A 20027-nucleotide genomic window follows, 5' to 3' on the forward strand; every position below is an offset into this window, starting at 1 on the left:
CGGGGCATGGTAAAGTATCATGCCTTTGTTCACGAAGAAGGTCGTCGGAATGGAGCTTTCCGCGCTTACCGCCGTTTCCCCCCTGGACGGACGCTACGGGCCCAAGGTCGCCGACCTGCGGCCCTATTTCAGCGAATACGGCCTGATCCGCAACCGGGTCCGCGTCGAGGTGGCCTGGTTCAAGGCCCTGGCCGCCGAGCCGGCGGTGGCGGAGCTCGCCCCGCTGTCCGAACAGGCGGAGGCCTTCCTGGACCGCATCGTCACCAACTTCGGCCTGGTGGACGCGCAGCGCATCAAGGAGATCGAGGCCACCACCAACCACGACGTCAAGGCGGTGGAGTACTACCTCAAGGAGCGCGCCGCGGAGCTGCCCGAGGTGGACGCGGGTGCGGAGTTCTTCCACTTCGCCTGCACCTCCGAGGACATCAACAACCTCGCCCACGGCCTCTCGCTGGCGGAGGCGCGGGCCGAGGTCCTGCTGCCAGGGGTGGACGGCCTCATCGACCGCCTGCGCGAGCAGGCGCACGCCTGGGCCGAGGAGCCCATGCTCGGGCGCACCCACGGCCAGCCCGCCACGCCCACCACGGTGGGCAAGGAGCTGGCGGTTCTCGCCCACCGACTCATGCAGGCCCGCGCTGCCGTGGCGGAGAGCCCCGTGCGCGGCAAGATCAACGGCGCCACGGGCAACTTCAACGCCCACATGGTGGCCTACCCCGAGGTGGACTGGCCGGCCCTCGCCGAGCGCTTCGTAGAGGCCCTGGGCCTGGAATGGAGCCCCTACACCACCCAGATCGAGCCCCACGACTACATGGCCGAGCTGTTCGGCGCCATGAGCCGCTTCAACACCGTGCTCACGGATCTGTGCCGGGACGTGTGGGGCTACATCAGCTTCGGCTACTTCAGGCAGCGCGCCGTGGCCGGCGAGGTGGGCAGCTCCACCATGCCCCACAAGGTCAATCCCATCGACTTCGAGAACGCCGAGGGCAACCTGGGCCTGGCCAACGCCACCCTCGACCACCTCGCCGGCAAGCTGGCCGTCTCCCGCTTCCAGCGCGACCTCACCGACTCCACCGTGCTGCGCAACATGGGCACCGGCTTCGGCTACAGCCTGCTGGCCTACCGCTCCGCCCTGCGCGGCCTGGACAAGCTGGAGATCAACCGGGAGCGGCTGGCGGAGGACCTGGACGGGGCCTGGGAGGTGCTCGCCGAGCCCATCCAGACGGTCATGCGCCGCAACGGCGTGGACCGCCCCTACGAGCGGCTCAAGGAGCTCACCCGCGGCAAGGCGGTGGACGCCGACAAGCTCGCCGAGTTCGTGGAGAGCCTGCCCCTGCCGGAAAGCGAGAAGGAAAAGCTGAAAAGCCTGACCCCGGCCAGCTACCTCGGCAACGCCGCCGAGCAGGCCCGCGCCGTCTGAGCCCCCATCCCTTTCCAGCAAAAAGGCGGCCCCGCGGGGCCGCCTTTTTTTTCGACCTGCGCCAGAGCCCTAGAAGGCGTACTGGGCGGTAAAGCCGAAGTGGTCCACGTCGCTCTGCAGGATGGTGTATTCCACCACGCCCCGGATCTGGTGGGTGAGATCGAAGCCCACCCCGACGCCGAAGTCCAGGCCGAGGTCGGAATCGGAGCCGCCCCCGTCCACGTCCGCGGACAGGTAGGACAGGCCGAGGCGGCCCTCCAGCGTGATGGGGTCCACGGGGTAGACGTAGCGGGCGTAGGCCCCAAGGGTGGTGACGGAGACGTCGTATTCGGTGGTGTCGGTGGCCCCGGTTACAGGATCTACGACGGTGAAATCGTAGGAGGGCTTCACCAGCGTCTGCGTCAGCTCCCCCTCCACCCACAGGGAGCCCCCGCCGAGGTCCAGGTTGGCCCCGAGGTCGGACAGGTCGGCCCCGGCCCGCAGATTCAGGGCCACGCCGTCGTCGTCGGCGTAGTCCGGCATCTGCAGGGCCAGTCCAGCCGCCCCGTAGGAGCTGTCGGGCAGGCCCTGGGCCATGGTGGTGGCCGGCAAAGCCAGAGCCAGGGCGGACAGACCGCGGATCCACGTCTTCTCCATGGGGTTCCCCCTTTTTTCGTTCCCGGTGCACCGAAAAATGCGGCCTGATTATCCGGGAATCCTCCAAAAAATCAAGTTCTGGACAATTTTTCTACGGGATCTCCAAGGATTTGGACAATATTTGCCCTTTTCCGGGCCGAAACAAATCCCCTGCTTACCTCGCCCTCCTGGCCCGGTCCGGGCCTTCGCCGAGCCCTGCCCACGGAACCGCCAGCGCCCAAACCCAAAAAAGCGGCCCGGAGGGCCGCTTGGGTGGGTTCCGAATGGGCACGGCTCAGGTCAGGGTGTACCCGGCCAGACTGGGGCTTTCGGCGAGCACCTCGTTCAGGTTCTCCATCACCTCGCCCGCCACCACCTCGTCATCGGCGTAGATGCGGGGGAAGTGCTCCTTGGCGGAGCGGTAGAAGGCCGGCCGGTCCTCCTTCGCCACCCCCATCAGGTCCGCCAGGGAGGCAAGGGTCTCCCCGCCGCCGGAGGCCATATCCGCAGCCAGCTTGTTCATGTTGTCGTCGATGAACTTGGCGACCTTCTCCTTGGAGCGAACCACGCCGTCCTGGTCGCAGCCGAGCGTACCGGAGCTAATGCCGAAAGTCTGGTTGCCCAGGATCCCATTGGTGGTCACCGCCAGCACCTGGGGGGCGACGCCCTCCTGGCCGTCGAACAGCATGGTGCCGGCACCGCAGCCGGTGCTGTCCTTGGCAAGGGCGGACGATATCGGGAGCGCCGTAAGCGCAGCCATAAGAATAGTTTTTCTCCACATGGCCCCATCCCTCTATTATTGCAAGTGATCACTTTCACTTAGGCATTAGGACCACCGGCCTCACAGGGTGTCAATACGGAAACGGGGCATCCCGTCCTCGGTGCGGGGAGGCTCCCCGGACCGGCCAAAGCGCTGCCACAGGTAGGCGGCCAGCAGATCCCGCGCCTCCGGGCGGAGGAAGGTGGAGCCGTGCGCGCCCCCCGGGAACAGGCAGACCCGCTTGGGCTCCTCGGCGGCCCAATACAGGTCCCAGGCGTGGCGGACGGGGATGATCCGGTCGCCCCGGTTGTGGGTGATCAGGACGGGAATGGGGGCGATCTCCGCCATGGCATCCACGGGGCTGTAGCGGTCCGGCACATTCCAGGCCAGCCACTGGAAGGGCCAGGTGAGCCAGGTGGAAGCCAGCTTCTCGCGGGCGATTCCCCGGTAGCTTGCGAAGGCGCTATCCACCACCAGGGCCCGTACCCGGTCGCGGTGGGGGGAACGGCTGACGGCGTAGGGGGCGAGAGCCCCGCCGAGGCTCTGCCCCAGGACGGCCAGCGGGCGCTCCGGGGGCTCGCGCTCGGCCAGATAGGCCAGGGCGGCTTGCACGTCGGCCAGGGCGCCCTCCAGCGACACCGCACCCTCGGAGCGGCCGTACCCCCGGTAGTCGATCAGGAGGACGTTGAAGCCCCGCTCCGGGAGCCAGGCCACCCCGGGCAAGTGGTTGCTGATGTTCTCGGCGTTGCCATGGAGGAACAACACGCTTCCGGCGGCATCCTCCGTCTCCGCCGGCAGGTACCAGCCGTGCAGGGGCACCCCGTCCCCGGAGCGGAAACGGACCTCCTCGAACTCCAGGCCCAGGGTGGCGGGGTTCAGGACCAGTTCCCGGTCGGGGTAGAAGAACAGGCGGGTGCAGCCACCCAGAACCGGCAGCATCAGGACCAGCAGGAGGATCCGCAGCGTGGTGCCACGGGCCGAGGGCCCCGGCTCCGGCTGGGCACGCCCCCCGCCAGGCCCACGGGTCCCACTCCGAATCCCCCTTCCCACGCTCCGCCTCCGCTCAGACGCTGCCCGGGGCCGTCAGCTCCGAGACCACCCGGCGGACCCCGTCGATCTGCTCCACGGCCCGCACGGCCCGGGCCACCTGCTCCCAGTCCGTCAGCTCGCCACGCAGGGTGACCACCCCCTCGGTGACGTCCACGTCCACCGCGGTGAGACTGGCGGCCCCCAGCACCCCCGACAGGGTGGTCTTCACCCGCGCCTGCAGGGCGCGATCCTCCGCCCAGGAGCCCCCCTCCTCGGTCCATTCGCCGAGCTTCTCGCCCAGATAGCGTCCCTGCCTGCGGGTCTGCTCCTCGATCTCCCGGGCCAGCTCGCCGAGCTCCTTGCCGATGCCGTCGTCAGCCTCGTTGTCCGCCCCCTCCCCGGCCGCCCCCGCCGGGCCGGCCAGGAGGGGCACCAGCAGGGCCATTGCCAAACCGTGCTTCCAGCGCATGCGTCTGCCCCCCTGCGTCGTCCACCGTCTGTCGCTACCCCGACTCCGGGGCCCACGGACCAGCCTGCCCCAGAAAGGCGCGACCGTCATACCAGCGCGGGCCCCTCGTGGGGGAAGCGGTCCCGGTCGTGGGCTCCGGCGTAGTCCAGGAGCGGCCCCTTGGGAACGATGCCCGTGGGGTTGAGGGTCGGATGGCTGCCGTAGTAGTGGCGCTTGATGTGGTCCAGGCTCACGGTCTCTGCCACCCCGGGAGCCTGATAGAGGTCGCGCAGGTAGCCCGCCAGACTGGGGAAGTCGGCGACGCGCTGGCGATTGCACTTGAAGTGCCCGTAGTAGACGGGATCGAAGCGCACCAGGGTGGTGAACAGCCGCCAGTCCGCCTCGGTAAGGCGGTTGCCCACCAGGTAGCGGTGCTTGGCCAGCCGGGCCTCCACCGCGTCCAGGGCGGCGAACAGGGCGTCAAAGGCCTCCTCGTAGGCGTCCTGGGTCTGGGCGAAGCCGGTGCGGTAAACGCCGTTGTTGATGTCGTCGTAGACCCAGGCGTTCACCGCGTCGATCTCCGCACGCAGGTCCTCCGGGTAGAAATCCAGCCGGTCGTCGGCGATGTCGTCGAACTCCCGGTTCAGCATGCGGATGATGTCGGCGGACTCATTGCTCACCGCCGTGCCGGCCCGCTTGTCCCACAGCAGCGGCACGGTCACGCGGCCGGTGTAGTGGGGATCCGCCTGTACGTACACCTCGCGCAGGTAGGCGCAGCCGTTGACCGTGTCGGGGACGCAGCCCGGTCCCTCCGAGAAGTGCCAGCCCTCCTCGCCCATGATGGGGTCCACCACGGAGACGCTGATGGCCTCCTCCAGGCCCTTGAGCTTGCGAAAGATCAGGGTCCGGTGGGCCCAGGGACAGGCCAGGGACACGTAGAGGTGGTAGCGGCCCGGCTCCGCCGGAAACCCCGTGGAGCCGTCCCGGCTCACCCAGCCGCGGAAGGGGCTGTCCGGGCGGACGAAGCGCCCGCCCTCCGTCTCCGGCGCGAAGGCCTCCTTCTGCCAGACCCCGTCAATGAGCTTACCCATGATGGTATCCTTATCGAATCGGTCGGAAATTTTCGGCTTTGGCCCGGTCCAAGGGAACGGGTAGACTCTTGCGATTCAAGCGGGGATCGCACGTTCTGCCCCCATGGGGAAGCAAGGAGAACGCCGATGGATGCCACGATTACCATCCCCGAGGTGACCGACGACCAGCTTCCGGAGGGGCCGTCCACCGAGGATCGGGAGCGCGCCCTGTCCGGGTCCGAGCGTCGGGATCTGGTGGAACGGGCCAAGCGGCTCCTCGCCGAGCGGGACGCCGTCCTGGTGGCCCACTACTACACCTCGGGGGACCTGCAGGACCTTGCCGAGGAAACCGGCGGCCACGTGGCCGATTCCCTGGAGATGGCCCGCTTCGGACATGACCATCCCGCCAGCACGCTGGTGGTGGCCGGGGTCCGGTTCATGGGGGAGACGGCCAAGATCCTGAACCCCGAGAAGCGCGTCCTGATGCCCACCCTGGAGGCGGAATGCTCCCTGGACCTGGGCTGTCCCGCGGACCAGTTTACGGCATTCTGCGACGCCCATCCCGACCACACCGTGGTGGTGTACGCCAACACCTCGGCGGCGGTGAAGGCCCGGGCGGACTGGGTGGTGACCTCCTCCATCGCCGTGGACGTGGTGCGGCACCTGGTGGAGCGCGGCGAGAAGGTGCTGTTCGGGCCCGACCGGCACCTGGGCCACTACATCGAGCGGGTCACCGGCGCCGAGCTGCTGCTGTGGCCGGGCTCCTGCGTGGTGCACGACCACTTCAAGGCCCAGGAGCTGGAAGCCCTCATGGCCGAGCGCCCCGGCGCCAAGGTGCTGGTGCATCCCGAGTCCCCGGAGCAGGTGATCGACCTGGCCGACGTGGTGGGCTCCACTACCCAGCTCATCCAGGCGGCCCAGGACCTGGACGCGGACACCTTCATCGTCGCCACGGACCGCGGGATCTTCCACAAGATGCAGGAGGCGGCTCCGGGCAAGACCTTCCTGGAGGCGCCCAGCGCCGGGGCCGGCGCCACCTGCCGCAGCTGCGCCCACTGCCCATGGATGGCCATGAACGGCCTCTCCAACCTCGTCAGCACCCTGGAGCAGGGCACCAACGAGATCCACGTGGACCCCGATACCGCGCGTCAGGCCTGGCAGCCCCTGAAACGCATGCTCGACTTCAACGAGGAGCGCAAGCGGCGCCTCCAGGCGGGGAAGTGACTGCGGGGCGCTGGTACTGCTTGGTTCGATAAGGCGCATTTTCCCGTAGGAGCCCGCTTTAGCGGGCGATTGCTTGAGCCGGCTTGGATGCCGGAACCGGATCGCCCGCTAAAGCGGGCTCCTACCAGGCCATGACCGCTTTTAACACCGCACCGGCATACAAAATCGGGCCCCTTACCGGGGCCCGATTTTTGTCCGGGGACAGATCTGCTCTGGATAGAAGGCTCAGCCCTCGCCGCCTTGCTGCTTCTGCTGCTCCTCGATGTCCTTGCGGACCTGGTCCATATCGAGGTCGCGGGCCTGCTGGATGATGCTCTCCAGGCCCTCGCGCGGCAGCACCCCCGACTCCTGGAAGATGATGACCTGCTCGCGGAACAGCATCAGGGTGGGGATGGAGCGGATGCCGAAATGGCCGGCCAGCTCCTGCTCGTTCTCGGTGTCCACCTTGCCGAAGACGATGTCCGGATAGTCCGCGGAGACCTCCTCGTAGGTGGGCGCGAAGGTCTTGCAGGGCTGGCACCAGGAAGCCCAGAAGTCCACGAAGACCATGTCGTTGTTCATGATCGTGGACTCGAAATTGTCCTTGGTAAGGTCGACCGTTGCCACTATGCGCTCCTATGCTTGCCGGCAGCGGACGGACGCCGGCGGCGCCCGCGGAAAAACCTACGATCATCGCACGTCTGGTTGGCCCTGTAACCCGGGCCCGCTCAGCGCCCGCGGCCACCGCGTCGAAGAACCGGTTGCCTGGGCCGGGAAACCATTAGGCTCCCACGCCCCCACTCCGGTTCCCGGCCCCGGGCCGTTCTCAGTCCGCCCCCTCCAGGCCGGGGAAGCGCCCCGTCACATAGCGGCTGTGGCAGGCGACGCAGTCCCGGGTCATGCGGTTGTAGACCTCCAGCTGCCGGTCGGCATCCCCCTCCTCGGCGACCTCCGCCAGCTCCGCCGCGGCCGCGTGAAACCTCTGGTCCAGCCGCACGAACCCCTCCGGGACCGCTTCCCGGAGGTCCCGGCGGTCCTCCTCGGTCAGCGACCGTTTGAGGATGAAGCTGTCATGGATGCCCCGCGCTTCCTCGGCCACGGTGTCGTGGTCCCCGGTCACCAGGGCAGCGAATGCGGTGGCCATGGACTCCTGGATGGCCTGCATCTCCTCGCGGAGAAGGCGGTCCAGCTTGGGGGTGAGATCCTCGGTAACCGCCTGCGACTCGGCGCCGCCGGTCGCCGGGGCTGTTGCCAGAGCCATCAGGAGGAGGGGGAGCAGGATGCGGGGACGTCCCCGGGAGGGTGGTTTGGGCATTGGAGCGCTCCTGGCTGCGTCGTTGACGAAAAAGGAGCATAATTTTTGCACCTTTCTCGGTCAACGGGCATCTTCGATCCGAGGTCCGGCACCGGGCCACGGCGCCGCCAACATGCGCCGCGTCTGCCGCTCCCGGGCCGCCCGGTACTCCTCCATGGCCTGGGGCATCCATTTCCGGAGCCGCTCGATGCGCTTGCCGTGGGGCGGATGGGTGGAGAGGAACACCGGCGGTTCGCCCCCCGCCTCGGTGGCATTGTCCATGCGCTCCCAGAAGTCCACCGCAGCCCGGGGATCGTATCCCGCCCGGGCCAGGTAGAGCAGGCCGATGCGGTCCGCCTCCAGCTCCTGGCCGCGGCTGTGGGGGAGCAGGATGCCCACCTGGGCGCCGACCCCGTAGGCGGCCAGGAACAGCTGCCGGGTCTGGCCCGGCTTCTCGTTCAGGGCCTGGGCCAGGGCGACCCCTCCCATCTGCACGAGCAGCTGCTCGGACATGCGCTCCCCGCCGTGGCGGGCCGCGACGTGGGCGGCCTCGTGGCCCATGACCGTGGCGAGCTGGGCGTCGGTCTCCGCCACTTCCAGGATGCCCTCGTAGGCGCCCACCTGCCCGCCCGGCAGCGCGAAGGCATTCTTCTGCTCGTCGGCGAAGGCGACGAACTCCCATTCCCCCGGCTCCAGTCCCGTATCCTTGGCGGCTACCCGGGCGATGCGCCCGCCCACCTCCGCAACCCGGGCCCTGGCGGCGGCATCCTCGGAGACCGGCTCCTCCTCCTTGATCTGGTCAAAGGACTGGGCGGCCATGGACACCAGCTGCTCCTGGGGAACCAGCATCAGGGCACGCCGCCCCGTCTCCGGCACGGTGTAGCACCCCGCCAGCACCGCCAAAGCGGCCAGGACCGCCAGGGTCCACACCCTGCTCCTAACCCGGGAACGCATTCCCAACCTCCTCCCTGCTCCGCGGAATCGCTTTCCCATCCGCCCCCGAAGCGGACACCCCGCCCTCCCTGCAGCGTGCCGCCTTCCCCTCCCATAGGCAAACCGCTCTCCCTCCGGGCCCACCTCGATGTTCCGTACGTTTATCCCGAAAAAGGGGTCTACCCCTCCCCGGGCCGAGAAACCGCGGGCGGAATCGGATAGCCAGGGGCGGTCACCCGCTCGAGCCCACACACCACCGGCCGTACGGCTCCACATCCGGCGGTTCATGGTGAGCTCACAAGCCTCGGCTGCTCCCCCAGGAAGCTCAGGATCCGGGTGCCACCGCCCGGGTTGGGGAGGTCGACCTTCCGAACCGATTGCGGCTGGTAGCGGGCGGCAGACCCTACGGGACAAGGCCCGTGACCTTCACACCGCTCCCCCACATCTCCGTCCCGCCGGTCCGGGTGACATCGGGGGTAGGGATGCATGCCTCCTCCCCCACGACGGACCGCCTCGTACGCGGTTCCTATTCGTCGAACCGGTGCTTTCCTCCGGGTTCCTTCAGGCCCCGCCTCGCCGTGGCAGCCCTTGCCGTACGGCTAGGGATCCCGTCACCAGGACCCCTGGGGGCCTTCACCCCCAAGTTGCCCATCCCGGCTCGCCTTCGCTAACCGGTTGCTAGATCTCTCCCAATCCGTGCCATACCTGGCACACACGCAAGCGGGGCGGGCCTGCCGGCCCGCCCCGTATAAAGGAAGCGTAGGTCCGGGAGCCGGGCTACTCGCCCATGCCACCCCCACCTTCTTCCTGATCCATGCCGGTGCCTTCCTGGTCCCCGCCTTCCTGACCAGCGCCGGCCCCACCCGGGCTCTCGCCCTGCTCATCCGGATTTACCATGGGCTCATCATTGCCCTCCTGCCCGGCCTGATCGCAGCCGGCCAGGGCCAGCCCGCCGATTAGGCAGGCCGCGATGAGCAGAGGGGTGGTTCCCGGAAGTTGCCTGATCGTACGCATGCTCGGTTCCTTGCTCCTATCCTGTGAGGCGCCGCGGCGCTATTCCTCGACCATCTCCGTAACCTTCTGGGTAAGCTCCTGGTCCTGCCGCACGGCGTCGAAGATCTCCTTATACTCCTCCAAGCTGAGACCCTCGTCCTCGATGGCCTCGCCCATCTTGGTTTGCATCTCCTGCTGGATCTTGCGAGCCTCTTCCTCGTCGCCGGCCTCGCCCAGGTCTCCGGCGTGCTCTTCCTGGATGCGCCGGAGCTCCCCGTAGGCGGCCGCGAACTTCTCGACTTCTTCGTCGCTCACATCCTTCGGGGACGGGGCGGTCTGTGCGGGAGGGGCGGTCTGCTGGTCCGAGGATCCCTCACCGGCCGGACTCTGCTGCTGACCCTCCGGCTGCTGGGCCCCGGGGCCTTGCTCCTGCGCAACGGCCGCGGAAGAGAAACCACCTACCAAAAGAGCGGCCATTAGTACGGCGAGCGGCTTACGGTTCGACACTGTCTTCATAAAAGTACCCTCTGCTCTGCTCGCAAACGGGCTAGCTTATTCCCAGGTGGATTCGCCGTCACCCTCTTCACCTCCACCGGCTCCGGGGGCTTGGCCCTCCGACTCGTCGCCGGCACCGGCGCCACCCGGAGCCGGACCGCCAGCGGCGCCATCGCCGCCGGGGGCTTGACCGCCACCGCCAGGGGCCTGTCCGCCACCGCCGGGGGCCTCACCACCGCCGCCGGGGGCCTGTCCGCCACCGCCAGGGGCCTGACCGCTACCGCCGGGACCGCTACCGCCGGGGGCCTGACCGCCACCACCGGGGCCTTGACCGCCACCGGGGGCCTGACCGCTACCGCCGGGAGCGCCACCGCCCCCTTCAGGGGCCGAGGACTCCTCTTCGGCCTCTTCGCCGCCACCCATTCCGGGCTGCGCAAGAGCGCCCCCCGCCAGCATGGTGGCGGCCAGACCGGCGGCCAGGGTCGTCCCCAGGCGGAATCGCTTGTCTTCCTTCAAATCCGCTACCTCTTCTTGGGTTCGGAGTCACCTTACATGCGTAGACTTCCGCGGAGCAAAAGGCCAGGCCGGCTGTCCCCGGCCTGACCAAGCTCGGGGGGGAGCTTACATGCCGCCGCCGCTCTCCTCGGCGTCCTCGTCCTCGTCACTCTCCCCCGCTTCCGGGGCCTCACCCCCGCCGGCACCAGGGGCAGAACCGCCGGAGGCACCATCCCCGCCGGGGGCCCCGCCACCGCCGGGGGCCCCGCCGCCGCCGGGGGCCTCACCACCACCGCCGGGAGCGCCACCGCCCCCTTCAGGGGCCGAGGACTCCTCTTCGGCCTCTTCGCCGCCACCCATTCCGGGCTGCGCAAGAGCGCCCCCCGCCAGCATGGTGGCGGCCAGACCGGCAATCAGGGTCGTCCCCAGACGAAATCGCTTGTCTTCCTTCAAATCCGTTACCTCTTCTTGGGTTCGGAGTCACCTTACATGCGTAGACTTCCGCGGAACAAAAGGCCAGGCCGGCTGTTCCCGGCCTAACCAAGCTCGGGGGAGCTTACATGCCGCCGCCGTTCTCCTCGGCGTCCTCGTCCTCGTCCTCTTCACTCTCCCCCCCTTCCGGGGCCTCACCCCCGCCAGCACCAGGGGCAGAACCGCCGGAGGCGCCATCCCCGCCGGGGGCCCCGCCGCCGCCGGGGGCCTCACCACCACCGCCGGGAGCGCCACCGCCCCCTTCAGGGGCCGAGGACTCCTCTTCGGCCTCTTCGCCGCCACCCATTCCGGGCTGCGCAAGAGCGCCCCCCGCCAGCATGGTGGCGGCCAGACCGGCAATCAGGGTCGTCCCCAGACGGAATCGCTTGTCTTCTTGCATTGGGATCACCTCCCTTTGGGATAAATGGCTTCCCCCAGGGGGAAGCAATGGCCGTGCCAACCCGAATTTACGGCACCGATATCCACATAAGACATTGTTTCCACGGTAAGTATTCAACCGTTCAGCAGCACCCCAGAAGCTTTGGCGATACCCCTCTCCTTGTGCCAAAATTACACATGAGCCAAATCAGGCACAGAGGATTCCATGGACCTTCGCCTCGCCTTCCTCCTTTACGTCGCCCTCCCCCTGCTCCTGCTGATCGGCACAGTAGGCTCCGTGAGCATTGGCGCGCTCGAGGAGCTCAGCGAGAAGCGGCTCAAGGAGGACCTGGAGCTGATCGGTCGAACCCTGCAAAAGCCCCTGGGACGAGCCATGGAACAGGGCCGGGAAGGCACCCTGGAGAACGCTCTGGATTCGGCCTTCAGCTTCGGACGGGTCTACGGCGCCTACCTGTACGACGAATCGGGCGACCAAGTGGCGGCGGCGGGCGCCGCGGCCTACGCCAAGGAGCCCGACCAGGAGGACATCGCCGAACGCGCCGAAGCGGGCAGGGAAGGCGGTACCTACGGAGAGATGGGTGGGCGGGAGGTCTACAGCTACTTCGTGCCCCTGACGGACGCCTCCGGACGGAACAACGGCCTGGTTCAAATCACCCGACAGGCCAGCGAGATCCAGGGATATCTCCAACAGCTCCGCGGCTACGGGCTGGTGGGACTGGGGGGGCTAGCGGGGATCCTGCTACTGGTCACCATCCTCGGCCACCACTTCGCCGTGGGCCGCCCCCTTACCCGCCTGGCACACAGCATGAACCGCATTGCGGCGGGGGAGCGGAGCCACCGGGCCCCCGAGACCGGCCCTCGGGAGATCGCCGATCTCAGCCGAACCTTCAACGACATGCTCCAGCGCATGCAGGAGGATCAGGCGGAGATCCAGGAGCGCCGCATCAGCGAGGAGCGCCTCCAGTGGGAGCTTCAGCAGTCGGAGAAGATGGCATCCATCGGACGGCTTTCGGCGGGCGTGGCCCATGAGCTGGGCACGCCTCTGAGCGTGGTGGACGGCTCGGCCCAGCGCCTCCTGCGCGACGAGCGCCTGGATGCGGGGCAGCGGAAGCGACTGGAGCGTATCCGCGATCAAGCCGGTCGCATGACCCAGATCGTGGAGCAGCTCCTGGCCTTCGGCCGGCAGCCCGGCGGGGCGCCCCGCCCCGTCTCCACAGAGCAGCTGACCCGGGCGGCCATCCATTCGGTTCGGGAGCTGTATTCGGAGGCCGGTGTCGAGCTCGAATGGCATACGACCCAGCCCCCACCCATGGTGGAGATCGACCCCGTACGGGGAGAGCAGGCCCTCACCCATTTGCTCGCCAACGCCGCGCAGGCCACCCCCGGCGGCCGGGTGGGTCTGCGCTGGGAGCTCCAGGGGGACGAGGCCGTCCTGACCGTGGAGGACGACGGCCCCGGGATTCCTCCGGAGCGCCGGGAATGGGTCTTCGACCCCTTCTCCACCACCAAGCCGCCCGGGCAGGGAAGCGGCCTGGGGCTGGCCCTCGTGCACGGGGTCGCGGAGGAGCACGGCGGCTCAATCCACATCGAGAACAGTCCCCTGGGTGGGGCGGCCTTCGTCCTGCGCCTTCCCAGGGCCCACCCTTCTTCCGAGCCCGAAACGGGGGAAAACGATGGATGATCCCGGCCGCATCCTGGTGGTCGAGGACGATGCGGACCTGGCCGCCCTCCTGGCCGACGAGCTCGCGGAAGCCGGCTACGAGACGGAAGCGGTCCAGGAGGCCGAATCCGCCCGGCAGCATCTGGACCGGGACCCGCCGGACCTGATCCTGTGCGACCTCTGGCTGCCGGGGACCGATGGGGTGAGCTTCCTGCGGGAGGTGGCCGGGAGCCCGGAGCCACCGGCCTTCATCCTCATCACCGCATTCGGGACCATTCCCCAGGCGGTGGAAGCCCTCAAGGCCGGCGCCGACGACTTCCTTACCAAGCCCTTGGACCTGGACCATCTCCTGATCCGGGTGCGGCGCACCATGGAAGGCCGCCGGCTGCGTCAGGAGGTGGCGGCCTACCGGGAGGCCCGGGATGCCACCGATTTCCACGGCATTATCGGGCAGAGCCCACCCATGCGGGCCCTGTTCGAAAAGACCGCGCAGTTGGCCCAGGCCGGCGGACCCGTACTCATCGAAGGGGAGAGCGGCACCGGCAAGGAGCTGTTGGCGCGAGCCATTCACGCCGAAAGCCGGCGGGCCTCGGGGCCCTTCATTGCGGTGAACTGCGCCGCCATCCCCGCCGAGCTCATGGAGAGCGAGCTGTTCGGCCACCAGGCCGGGGCCTTCACCGGCGCCGTCCAGAGCCGCAGGGGACTGCTAGCCCAGGCCGACGGCGGCACCCTGTTCCTCGACGAGGTGGCCGACATGCCCCTACCCCTGCAGGCGACCCTTCTGCGGGTGCTCCAGGACGGCAAGGTCAGGCCGGTAGGGGCCGAGACGGAGCAGACCGTGGACGTCCGGGTTCTCACCGCCACCAACCAGCCCCTGGGAGAGAAGGTCAACGAGGGTACCTTCCGTGCGGACCTCTTCTACCGGCTGGAGACCTTCGCCCTGACCATCCCGCCGTTACGGGAGCGCGAGGACGACCTGGAGATCCTGGCCGGACGCTTCATTGCCCAGTTCAGCCAGGAGCTGGGGCGAGGGGACGTGGGAATCGCGGAGGAGGCCTTGCGGTGCTTGAAGAGCTACAGCTTTCCAGGCAACGTTCGCGAGCTGCGCAACGCCATGGAGCGGGCGGTCACCTTCTGTCGGGACGGCTGGATCCAGATCCACGACCTCCCCGACCGGATCCAGGAGGCCTCCCCGGCCCGGCCTCCAAGGGCCGCCGGGGCGAGCGACCCCCTGCTCGGCCCCGCCGAACTGCCCCCGCTAGAAGAGGTGCAGTACCGGTACGTGGACCGGGTTCTGGCGGAGACCGGCGGCAACAAGCGGCGCGCCTCGGAGATTCTCGGGGTGAGCCGGCGCACCCTTTACCGCTATCTGGAGCGGGCCGCGCCCGAGGACGAGTAGCCCGAACCGGACGGCACCGTGGATATACCGAAAGGACGAGCCGCATCTCCCATGCAGAAGAACATCGCTGATCGCATCGCCGAGGAGCTGGGCGTCAAGGAATCCCAGGTGGCGGCGGCCATCCGCCTGCTGGACGACGGCGCCACCGTCCCCTTCATCGCCCGCTACCGCAAGGAAGCCACCGACGGCCTCGACGACAGCCAGCTGCGCACCCTGGAGGAGCGGCTCGGCTACCTGCGCGAGCTGGAGGAGCGCCGCCAGACGGTGCTCGACACCATCCGCGAGCAGGGCAAGCTCACCGACGAGCTGGCCGCGCAGATCGCGGCCGCCGACACCAAGACCCGGCTCGAGGACCTCTACGCCCCCTACAAGCCCAAGCGGCGCACCAAGGGGCAGAAGGCCATCGAGGCCGGGCTGGAGCCCCTGGCCCGCACCCTGTTCGAGGACCCCACCCAGGACCCCGAAGCCCTGGCGGCGGAGTACCTGAACGCCGAGCACGAGGTCAACGACGCCAAAGCGGCCCTGGAGGGCGCCCGCGCCATCCTCATGGAGGAATTCGCCGAGGACCCCGAGCTGGTGGGCGAGCTGCGCGAATACGCCTGGGAGCACGGCGTGCTGCGCTCGCAGGTGGTGGAGGAGCAGCGCCAGGCGGGCGCCAAGTTCTCCGACTACTTCGACTACCGCGAGCCCATCAAGGACATTCCCTCCCACCGCGCCCTGGCCCTGTTCCGCGGCCGCAAGGAGGGGGTCTTGAAGCTCGACCTGATCGTGGGCGAGGAGGAGCCGGAAAACCCCCGCGCCTACGGCCCCGGCGAGAGCCACATCGCCGCGCGCTTCGGCATCCGCGATCTGGGCCGCCCCGCCGATGCCTGGCTTTCCGAGGTGGTGCGCTACACCTGGCGGGTGAAGGTGCTCACCAAGCTGGAGACGGAGCTCACCGGCCGCCTGCGCGAGCGCGCCGAGGAGGAGGCCATCCGCGTGTTCGCCGGCAATCTGCACGACCTGCTGCTGGCGGCGCCGGCCGGCACCCGCCCGGTGATCGGCATCGACCCGGGCCTGCGCACCGGCTGCAAGGTAGCGGTGGTGGACGCCACCGGCAAGGTGGTGGACACCGCCACCATCTACCCCCACGAGCCCAAGAAGCAGTGGGACCAATCCATCGCCGCGCTCGCCGCGCTGGCGAAGAAGCACGACGCCGCCCTGGTGGCCGTCGGCAACGGCACCGCCAGCCGCGAGACCGACCGCCTGGCCCTGGACCTGCTCAAGACCCACCCGGAGCTGGGCCTGCAGAAGGTGATGGTCTCCGAGGCGGGGGCCTCCGTGTACTCCGCCTCCGAGCAGGCCTCCCGGGAGCTGCCCGAGCTGGACGTCTCCCTGCGCGGCGCGGTGTCCATCGCCCGCCGCCTGCAGGACCCCCTGGCGGAGCTGGTGAAGATCGACCCCGGCTCCATCGGCGTGGGCCAGTACCAGCACGACGTCTCCCAGAGCCGCCTGGCCAAGGCCCTGGACGCCGTGGTGGAGGACTGCGTGAACGCGGTGGGCGTGGACGCCAACACCGCCTCCGTGCCCCTGCTGGCCCGGGTCTCCGGCCTGAACACCAGCCTCGCCGAGCGGCTGGTGGAGCACCGCAACACCCACGGCGCCTTCCCGGACCGCAAGTCCCTCAAGGCGGTGCCACGGCTCGGCGACAAGACCTTCGAGCAGGCGGCCGGCTTCCTGCGCATCCAGGGCGGCGACAACCCGCTGGACGCCTCGGCGGTGCACCCGGAGGCCTACCCGGTGGTGGAGCGCATCCTGGCCGACGCCGGGCGCTCCATGGACCAGGTGCTGGGCGACTCCAAGCTGCTCCGGTCCCTCAAGCCCGAGGCCTACACCGACGACCACTTCGGCGTGCCCACGGTCACCGACATCCTCAAGGAGCTGGAGAAGCCCGGCCGCGACCCGCGCCCGGAGTTCGAGACCGCCAGCTTCCGCGAGGGGGTGGAGAAGCTCGAGGACCTGGAGCCGGGCATGATCCTGGAGGGCGTGGTCACCAACGTCACCAACTTCGGCGCCTTCGTGGACGTGGGCGTCCACCAGGACGGCCTGGTACACATCTCGCAGATGGCCGACCGCTACGTGGAGGACCCCCGCGAGGTAGCCAAGCCGGGCGACGTGGTCAAGGTGCGGGTGCTGGAGGTGGACACCGAGCGCAAGCGCATCGGCCTGTCCATGAAGATGCAGGCCGAGGCCGGCGAGGGACAGCCCGCGGGCAAGAAGGCCGACCGGGGACCGGGGAAAGGCAAGCCCAAGGGCGGCGGCAAGAACCCGAAGGGCAAGGGCGGCAAGGAAAAGCCGCAAGCCGAGCCCCAGGGCGCCCTGGCCGAGGCCTTCCGGCGGGCACGGGAGGACCGGGACTAGGCCCGGGAAGGCGCCCCCGCTTCTGACCGGGGGCTACTCCTCCAAGGGCTTGGATCGCTCCTGCAGGTATTGCAAAAGGCCCATCTTGGCCGCCTTGCAGGTCTTCTCCTGGGCCGGAGTCCAGGCCGTCATGCTGATGCGGTCGCAGACGTTGTTGATCCAGCGGGACCTCTCGGGCCGTTCCCGGTAGTACTCCGGCCCATGGGGGGAATCGGGCCAGTCGTCCCCGGAGCCCACCTCGTAGCCGGCGTCCTGCCAGGCCGGGAAACCGTGGCGGAGGTAGTAGACCTCCTCCCACCCCCAGTGCACTGCCAGGGCCGCCGAGCCACTGGAGCGGGGGCAGTCCACGCCGTTGCAGTAGAAGACCACCGGCTCGTCCTTGGCCGCCACCTCCAACAGCGACTCCTCCGTGAGCTCCTCGAGCTGCTGGCCCGCCACCTCACCGGACTTCACCCAGCGTTCGTCGGGGTCGTTCCTCAAACGCGCGGCTCCGGGGATGTGCCCCACCAGGTAGTCCGCCTTGGTCCTGGGATCCACGAAGGGCACCCCCTCCTGCCAAAGCTCGTGGGCCCGCTCCACGGAAATGGTGGTGGCCCCCTCCACCCGCTCGGGACTGACGTAGTCGGAGGCGGGCTGGAAGGGGGCGTCCAGACGGTCGCCCATCGCCAATGTAGACACGGCCCAAGTGCACAAAACCAGGGCGGAGAGGCCGCCCATCCCCGGTAACGACTTATCCATGGCTGGCTCCTGGTTGCCCCTTTGGGCTCCCCAGGCAGGAAAGCTACCGCAATTTCCTTAGATTGAATAGGGGTTTTGTCCTCCCTACCCGCCGAGCAGGCGTTTCTCCGCCCATGCCAGCCGCTCGGAAGGCCCCCGCAGGACCAGGGCGTCGCCCTCCCGCAGCTCCAGGTTTGGAGTGGGCTCCTCGCCGCGGATACCGCCCCGCCGCACCGCGCTCACCTGCACCCCTTGCTCCTCCAGGCCCAGCTCGGCCAAACGCCGGCCCACGCTGGGGGCGTCCGCGGGCAGGAGCACGGTGTGGAGCCGCTCCCCGCCGGCCGGCACCCGCTCTCCGGCGTCCAGCTCCGCCCCCGTGAACAGCCCCCGCAGCTGGCGGTAGCCGCTGGAGCGCGCATTCTCCAGGAGCCGCATCACCTCCCCGGTGGGCACCCCCAGCGTCAGCAGCAGCTCCGTGGCCAGCATGAGGCTGGCCTCCAGGCTCTCGGGCAGGACCTCGGTGGCTCCGGCCTCCGACAGCTCCTCCATGTAGGTGTCGTCCCGGGTGCGCACCAGGACGGGGAGGTCCGGGTGCTCGCCGCGCACCCGCTCCAGGATGCGGAGGGCGGCGTTCACGTCATCGAAGGTCACCACCAGGGCCCGCGCCCGCCCGAGCCCGGCCGCCTCCAGCAGGTCGCGGTGGGTGGCGTCGCCGTAGAAGACTCGCTCCCCGGCGTCCCGGGCATCGCGGATGCGGATGGGGTCCAGGTCCAGGGCCACGTATTCCTGGGCCTCGTCGCGCAGGAACTTGGCCAGGTTCTGGCCCACCCGCCCGTAGCCGCACAGGATGATGTGGTCCCGGAGCTGGTGGGTTTCCTCCGCCACCTCCCGCTGGCGCTCCGTCCGCCGCTGCAGGTAGCTGCGGTGCAGGAGGCCCTTGGCGAAGGCGCCGTTGTAGCGCACCAAGAAGGGAGTGAGGGCCATGGAGACCACCACCGCGGTGAGCACCACCTGGCTGGTGGCCGGATCGAACAGTTCGTGCTTCATGGCCAGGGCCAGCAGGGCGAAGCCGAACTCGCCCCCCTGCGCCAGCACCATGCCGGTGCGCACCGCCACGCCGGCCTCGTTGCCCGCCACCCGGGTAAGGGCCGCCACGAGGAGCCCCTTGCCCAGCACCAGGAAGCCCACCAGGGCGAGCACCTGGGGCCAGATCTCGGGAAGCTGGAAGATGTCCAGCCGCGCGCCGATGGTGATGAAGAACAGGCCGAGCAGGACGTCGCGGAAGGGGCGGATGTCCGCCTCGATCTGGTGGCGGAACTCCGTCTCGCCGAGCATCAGCCCGGCCAGGAAGGCCCCCAGGGCCAGGGACAGGCCCAGCTCGTGGGTGATCCAGGCGGCGGCCAGGGCCACCATGAGCACGGTCAGGGTGAACAGCTCCGCCGAATGGGTGCGCGTCACCTCGCGGAACAGGGGCCGCAGGGCGTAGCGGCCCAGGGCGAACATGACGGCCAGGGCCAGCACGCCCTTGAGCAGGGCCAGGAGAATGGGCCACCACATGGATCCGGCGCCGTTTCCGGCCAGGATCGGGATCAGCACCAGGAACGGCACCACCGCCAGGTCCTGGAACAGCAGGATGCCCACCGCCGTGCGGCCGTGCCGGGACTGCAGCTCCAGCTGGTCGGCCAGCTGCTTCACCACGATGGCCGTGGAGGACAGGGCCAATGCCCCGCCCACCACCACCGCCCCCTCCCAGGAGACGCCGTAGAGCAGGGCGATCCCGGTCCCGGCCGCGGTCCCCAGCACCACCTGCGCCCCGCCCAGCCCCACCACGGTCCGGCGCATGGCCAGGAACTGGGGCAGGGAGAACTCCAGGCCGATGGTGAACAGCAGGAACACCACGCCGATCTCCGCCAAAAGCTCCAGGGCCGCGCTCTCGTGAATCCAGCCCAGGCCGTGGGGGCCCGCCAGGACCCCCGCCAGCAGATAGCCCAGCACCGGAGGCAGGTGGGCGCGGCGCAGCAGCGCCACCGCCACCACGGCCAGCGCCAGGAGGACCAGGAAATCCTGCAGGGGGTGGATCTGCATGCAAAGCTCATCCATGGGTTCGGGTAAACGGTCCGGACACTTCCGGACACCATCCGGCGCCCAGCTTACAGGGCGAGAACGGGTTCGCGCATACCGGCCTTTTGCCCGGGCCCCGGGCCTTTTATGGTGGGAAGAGCCCCTTGG

Annotated in this window: 19 protein-coding genes; 5 read left to right on the forward strand and 14 right to left on the reverse strand. The window is 69.0% G+C overall.

The window, feature by feature from the left end:
* The first annotated feature begins 49 nt into the window (after window positions 1–49).
* Window positions 50–1417 carry an adenylosuccinate lyase gene (purB, locus tag ACLFRB_RS04140; protein WP_411067741.1) on the forward strand — a complete coding sequence of 456 codons (1368 nt, stop codon included), beginning with the start codon at window positions 50–52 and terminating at the stop codon, window positions 1415–1417.
* A gap of 69 nt (window positions 1418–1486) precedes the next feature.
* Here the strand turns inward: purB and ACLFRB_RS04145 are convergent, their stop codons facing one another.
* The 5 genes from ACLFRB_RS04145 to ACLFRB_RS04165 all read right to left on the reverse strand — a co-directional run bounded on the left by ACLFRB_RS04145 (window position 1487) and on the right by ACLFRB_RS04165 (window position 5360).
* Complete coding sequence (locus ACLFRB_RS04145) at window positions 1487–2053, reverse strand: outer membrane beta-barrel protein (protein ID WP_411067742.1); 567 nt, start codon at window positions 2051–2053, stop codon at window positions 1487–1489.
* Window positions 2054–2327: 274 nt separating this feature from the next.
* Entirely contained in the window at window positions 2328–2792 is a 465-nt protein-coding gene (locus ACLFRB_RS04150) for a DUF3015 family protein (RefSeq protein ID WP_411067743.1), read from the reverse strand.
* A gap of 81 nt (window positions 2793–2873) precedes the next feature.
* The gene (locus ACLFRB_RS04155) at window positions 2874–3731 is read right to left on the reverse strand and encodes an alpha/beta hydrolase (RefSeq protein ID WP_411067744.1); all 858 of its coding nucleotides are present in this window, start codon (window positions 3729–3731) and stop codon (window positions 2874–2876) included.
* Window positions 3732–3855: 124 nt separating this feature from the next.
* The gene (locus ACLFRB_RS04160) at window positions 3856–4290 is read right to left on the reverse strand and encodes a BON domain-containing protein (protein ID WP_411067745.1); all 435 of its coding nucleotides are present in this window, start codon (window positions 4288–4290) and stop codon (window positions 3856–3858) included.
* A gap of 86 nt (window positions 4291–4376) precedes the next feature.
* Entirely contained in the window at window positions 4377–5360 is a 984-nt protein-coding gene (locus tag ACLFRB_RS04165) for a glutathione S-transferase family protein (RefSeq protein ID WP_411067746.1), read from the reverse strand.
* A 126-nt stretch (window positions 5361–5486) separates the two neighbouring features.
* On the opposite strand from ACLFRB_RS04165, the gene nadA reads away from it, so the two are divergent.
* A complete protein-coding gene (gene nadA, locus ACLFRB_RS04170; protein ID WP_411067747.1) occupies window positions 5487–6563 on the forward strand; it encodes a quinolinate synthase NadA in 1077 nt (358 codons plus the stop codon).
* 225 nt (window positions 6564–6788) lie between these two features.
* Here the strand turns inward: nadA and trxA are convergent, their stop codons facing one another.
* The 7 genes from trxA to ACLFRB_RS04205 all read right to left on the reverse strand — a co-directional run bounded on the left by trxA (window position 6789) and on the right by ACLFRB_RS04205 (window position 11623).
* Window positions 6789–7169, reverse strand: coding sequence for a thioredoxin (gene trxA, locus ACLFRB_RS04175; protein ID WP_411067748.1), 381 nt, complete (start codon window positions 7167–7169; stop codon window positions 6789–6791).
* Between the two features lie 199 nt (window positions 7170–7368).
* On the reverse strand, window positions 7369–7857 hold the full coding sequence (locus ACLFRB_RS04180; RefSeq protein ID WP_411067749.1) for a cytochrome c: 489 nt from the start codon (window positions 7855–7857) through the stop codon (window positions 7369–7371).
* 60 nt (window positions 7858–7917) lie between these two features.
* On the reverse strand, window positions 7918–8766 hold the full coding sequence (locus tag ACLFRB_RS04185; RefSeq protein WP_411067750.1) for a M48 family metallopeptidase: 849 nt from the start codon (window positions 8764–8766) through the stop codon (window positions 7918–7920).
* 780 nt (window positions 8767–9546) lie between these two features.
* Complete coding sequence (locus ACLFRB_RS04190) at window positions 9547–9783, reverse strand: hypothetical protein (RefSeq protein ID WP_411067751.1); 237 nt, start codon at window positions 9781–9783, stop codon at window positions 9547–9549.
* Window positions 9784–9822: 39 nt separating this feature from the next.
* The gene (locus ACLFRB_RS04195; RefSeq protein ID WP_411067752.1) at window positions 9823–10077 is read right to left on the reverse strand and encodes a DUF4168 domain-containing protein; all 255 of its coding nucleotides are present in this window, start codon (window positions 10075–10077) and stop codon (window positions 9823–9825) included.
* Between the two features lie 801 nt (window positions 10078–10878).
* Window positions 10879–11205, reverse strand: a complete 327-nt coding sequence (locus ACLFRB_RS04200; RefSeq protein ID WP_411067753.1) for a hypothetical protein — start codon at window positions 11203–11205, stop codon at window positions 10879–10881.
* 103 nt (window positions 11206–11308) lie between these two features.
* On the reverse strand, window positions 11309–11623 hold the full coding sequence (locus tag ACLFRB_RS04205; RefSeq protein ID WP_411067754.1) for a hypothetical protein: 315 nt from the start codon (window positions 11621–11623) through the stop codon (window positions 11309–11311).
* Between the two features lie 204 nt (window positions 11624–11827).
* Here ACLFRB_RS04205 and ACLFRB_RS04210 point away from each other — a divergent pair, with 204 nt between their 5' ends.
* Genes ACLFRB_RS04210 through ACLFRB_RS04220 form a run of 3 tightly spaced genes read left to right on the forward strand, consistent with a single transcriptional unit; the run spans window position 11828 to window position 17081 of the window.
* Window positions 11828–13303 (forward strand): ATP-binding protein, encoded by a 1476-nt coding sequence (locus ACLFRB_RS04210; protein WP_411067755.1) that lies wholly within the window; start codon window positions 11828–11830, stop codon window positions 13301–13303.
* A complete protein-coding gene (locus ACLFRB_RS04215; protein ID WP_411067756.1) occupies window positions 13296–14681 on the forward strand; it encodes a sigma-54-dependent transcriptional regulator in 1386 nt (461 codons plus the stop codon). The genes ACLFRB_RS04210 and ACLFRB_RS04215 overlap by 8 nt, the downstream gene beginning before the upstream one ends.
* Window positions 14682–14732: 51 nt before the next feature.
* Complete coding sequence (locus ACLFRB_RS04220; protein WP_411067757.1) at window positions 14733–17081, forward strand: Tex family protein; 2349 nt, start codon at window positions 14733–14735, stop codon at window positions 17079–17081.
* Between the two features lie 33 nt (window positions 17082–17114).
* On the opposite strand, the gene ACLFRB_RS04225 is transcribed toward ACLFRB_RS04220, so the two are convergent.
* Both ACLFRB_RS04225 and ACLFRB_RS04230 read right to left on the reverse strand, forming a co-directional pair.
* On the reverse strand, window positions 17115–17819 hold the full coding sequence (locus tag ACLFRB_RS04225) for a rhodanese-like domain-containing protein (RefSeq protein ID WP_411067758.1): 705 nt from the start codon (window positions 17817–17819) through the stop codon (window positions 17115–17117).
* Between the two features lie 84 nt (window positions 17820–17903).
* A complete protein-coding gene (locus tag ACLFRB_RS04230; protein ID WP_411067759.1) occupies window positions 17904–19883 on the reverse strand; it encodes a monovalent cation:proton antiporter-2 (CPA2) family protein in 1980 nt (659 codons plus the stop codon).
* Window positions 19884–20027: the final 144 nt, after the last annotated feature.

The sequence above is a fragment of the Thiohalorhabdus sp. genome (assembly GCF_046545655.1).
Lineage (GTDB): Bacteria > Pseudomonadota > Gammaproteobacteria > Thiohalorhabdales > Thiohalorhabdaceae > Thiohalorhabdus.

Coding starts and splice junctions, on each gene's coding strand:
- ACLFRB_RS04210 (WP_411067755.1), top strand. CDS start 11,828: ATGGACCTTCGCCTCGCCTTCCTCCTTTACGTCGCCCTCCCCCTGCTC.
- purB (WP_411067741.1), top strand. CDS start 50: ATGGAGCTTTCCGCGCTTACCGCCGTTTCCCCCCTGGACGGACGCTAC.
- ACLFRB_RS04205 (WP_411067754.1), bottom strand. CDS start 11,623: ATGCAAGAAGACAAGCGATTCCGTCTGGGGACGACCCTGATTGCCGGT.
- ACLFRB_RS04145 (WP_411067742.1), bottom strand. CDS start 2,053: ATGGAGAAGACGTGGATCCGCGGTCTGTCCGCCCTGGCTCTGGCTTTG.
- ACLFRB_RS04225 (WP_411067758.1), bottom strand. CDS start 17,819: ATGGATAAGTCGTTACCGGGGATGGGCGGCCTCTCCGCCCTGGTTTTG.
- ACLFRB_RS04220 (WP_411067757.1), top strand. CDS start 14,733: ATGCAGAAGAACATCGCTGATCGCATCGCCGAGGAGCTGGGCGTCAAG.
- ACLFRB_RS04190 (WP_411067751.1), bottom strand. CDS start 9,783: ATGCGTACGATCAGGCAACTTCCGGGAACCACCCCTCTGCTCATCGCG.
- ACLFRB_RS04160 (WP_411067745.1), bottom strand. CDS start 4,290: ATGCGCTGGAAGCACGGTTTGGCAATGGCCCTGCTGGTGCCCCTCCTG.
- nadA (WP_411067747.1), top strand. CDS start 5,487: ATGGATGCCACGATTACCATCCCCGAGGTGACCGACGACCAGCTTCCG.
- ACLFRB_RS04165 (WP_411067746.1), bottom strand. CDS start 5,360: ATGGGTAAGCTCATTGACGGGGTCTGGCAGAAGGAGGCCTTCGCGCCG.
- ACLFRB_RS04180 (WP_411067749.1), bottom strand. CDS start 7,857: ATGCCCAAACCACCCTCCCGGGGACGTCCCCGCATCCTGCTCCCCCTC.
- ACLFRB_RS04230 (WP_411067759.1), bottom strand. CDS start 19,883: ATGCAGATCCACCCCCTGCAGGATTTCCTGGTCCTCCTGGCGCTGGCC.
- ACLFRB_RS04150 (WP_411067743.1), bottom strand. CDS start 2,792: ATGGCTGCGCTTACGGCGCTCCCGATATCGTCCGCCCTTGCCAAGGAC.
- ACLFRB_RS04155 (WP_411067744.1), bottom strand. CDS start 3,731: ATGCTGCCGGTTCTGGGTGGCTGCACCCGCCTGTTCTTCTACCCCGAC.
- ACLFRB_RS04215 (WP_411067756.1), top strand. CDS start 13,296: ATGGATGATCCCGGCCGCATCCTGGTGGTCGAGGACGATGCGGACCTG.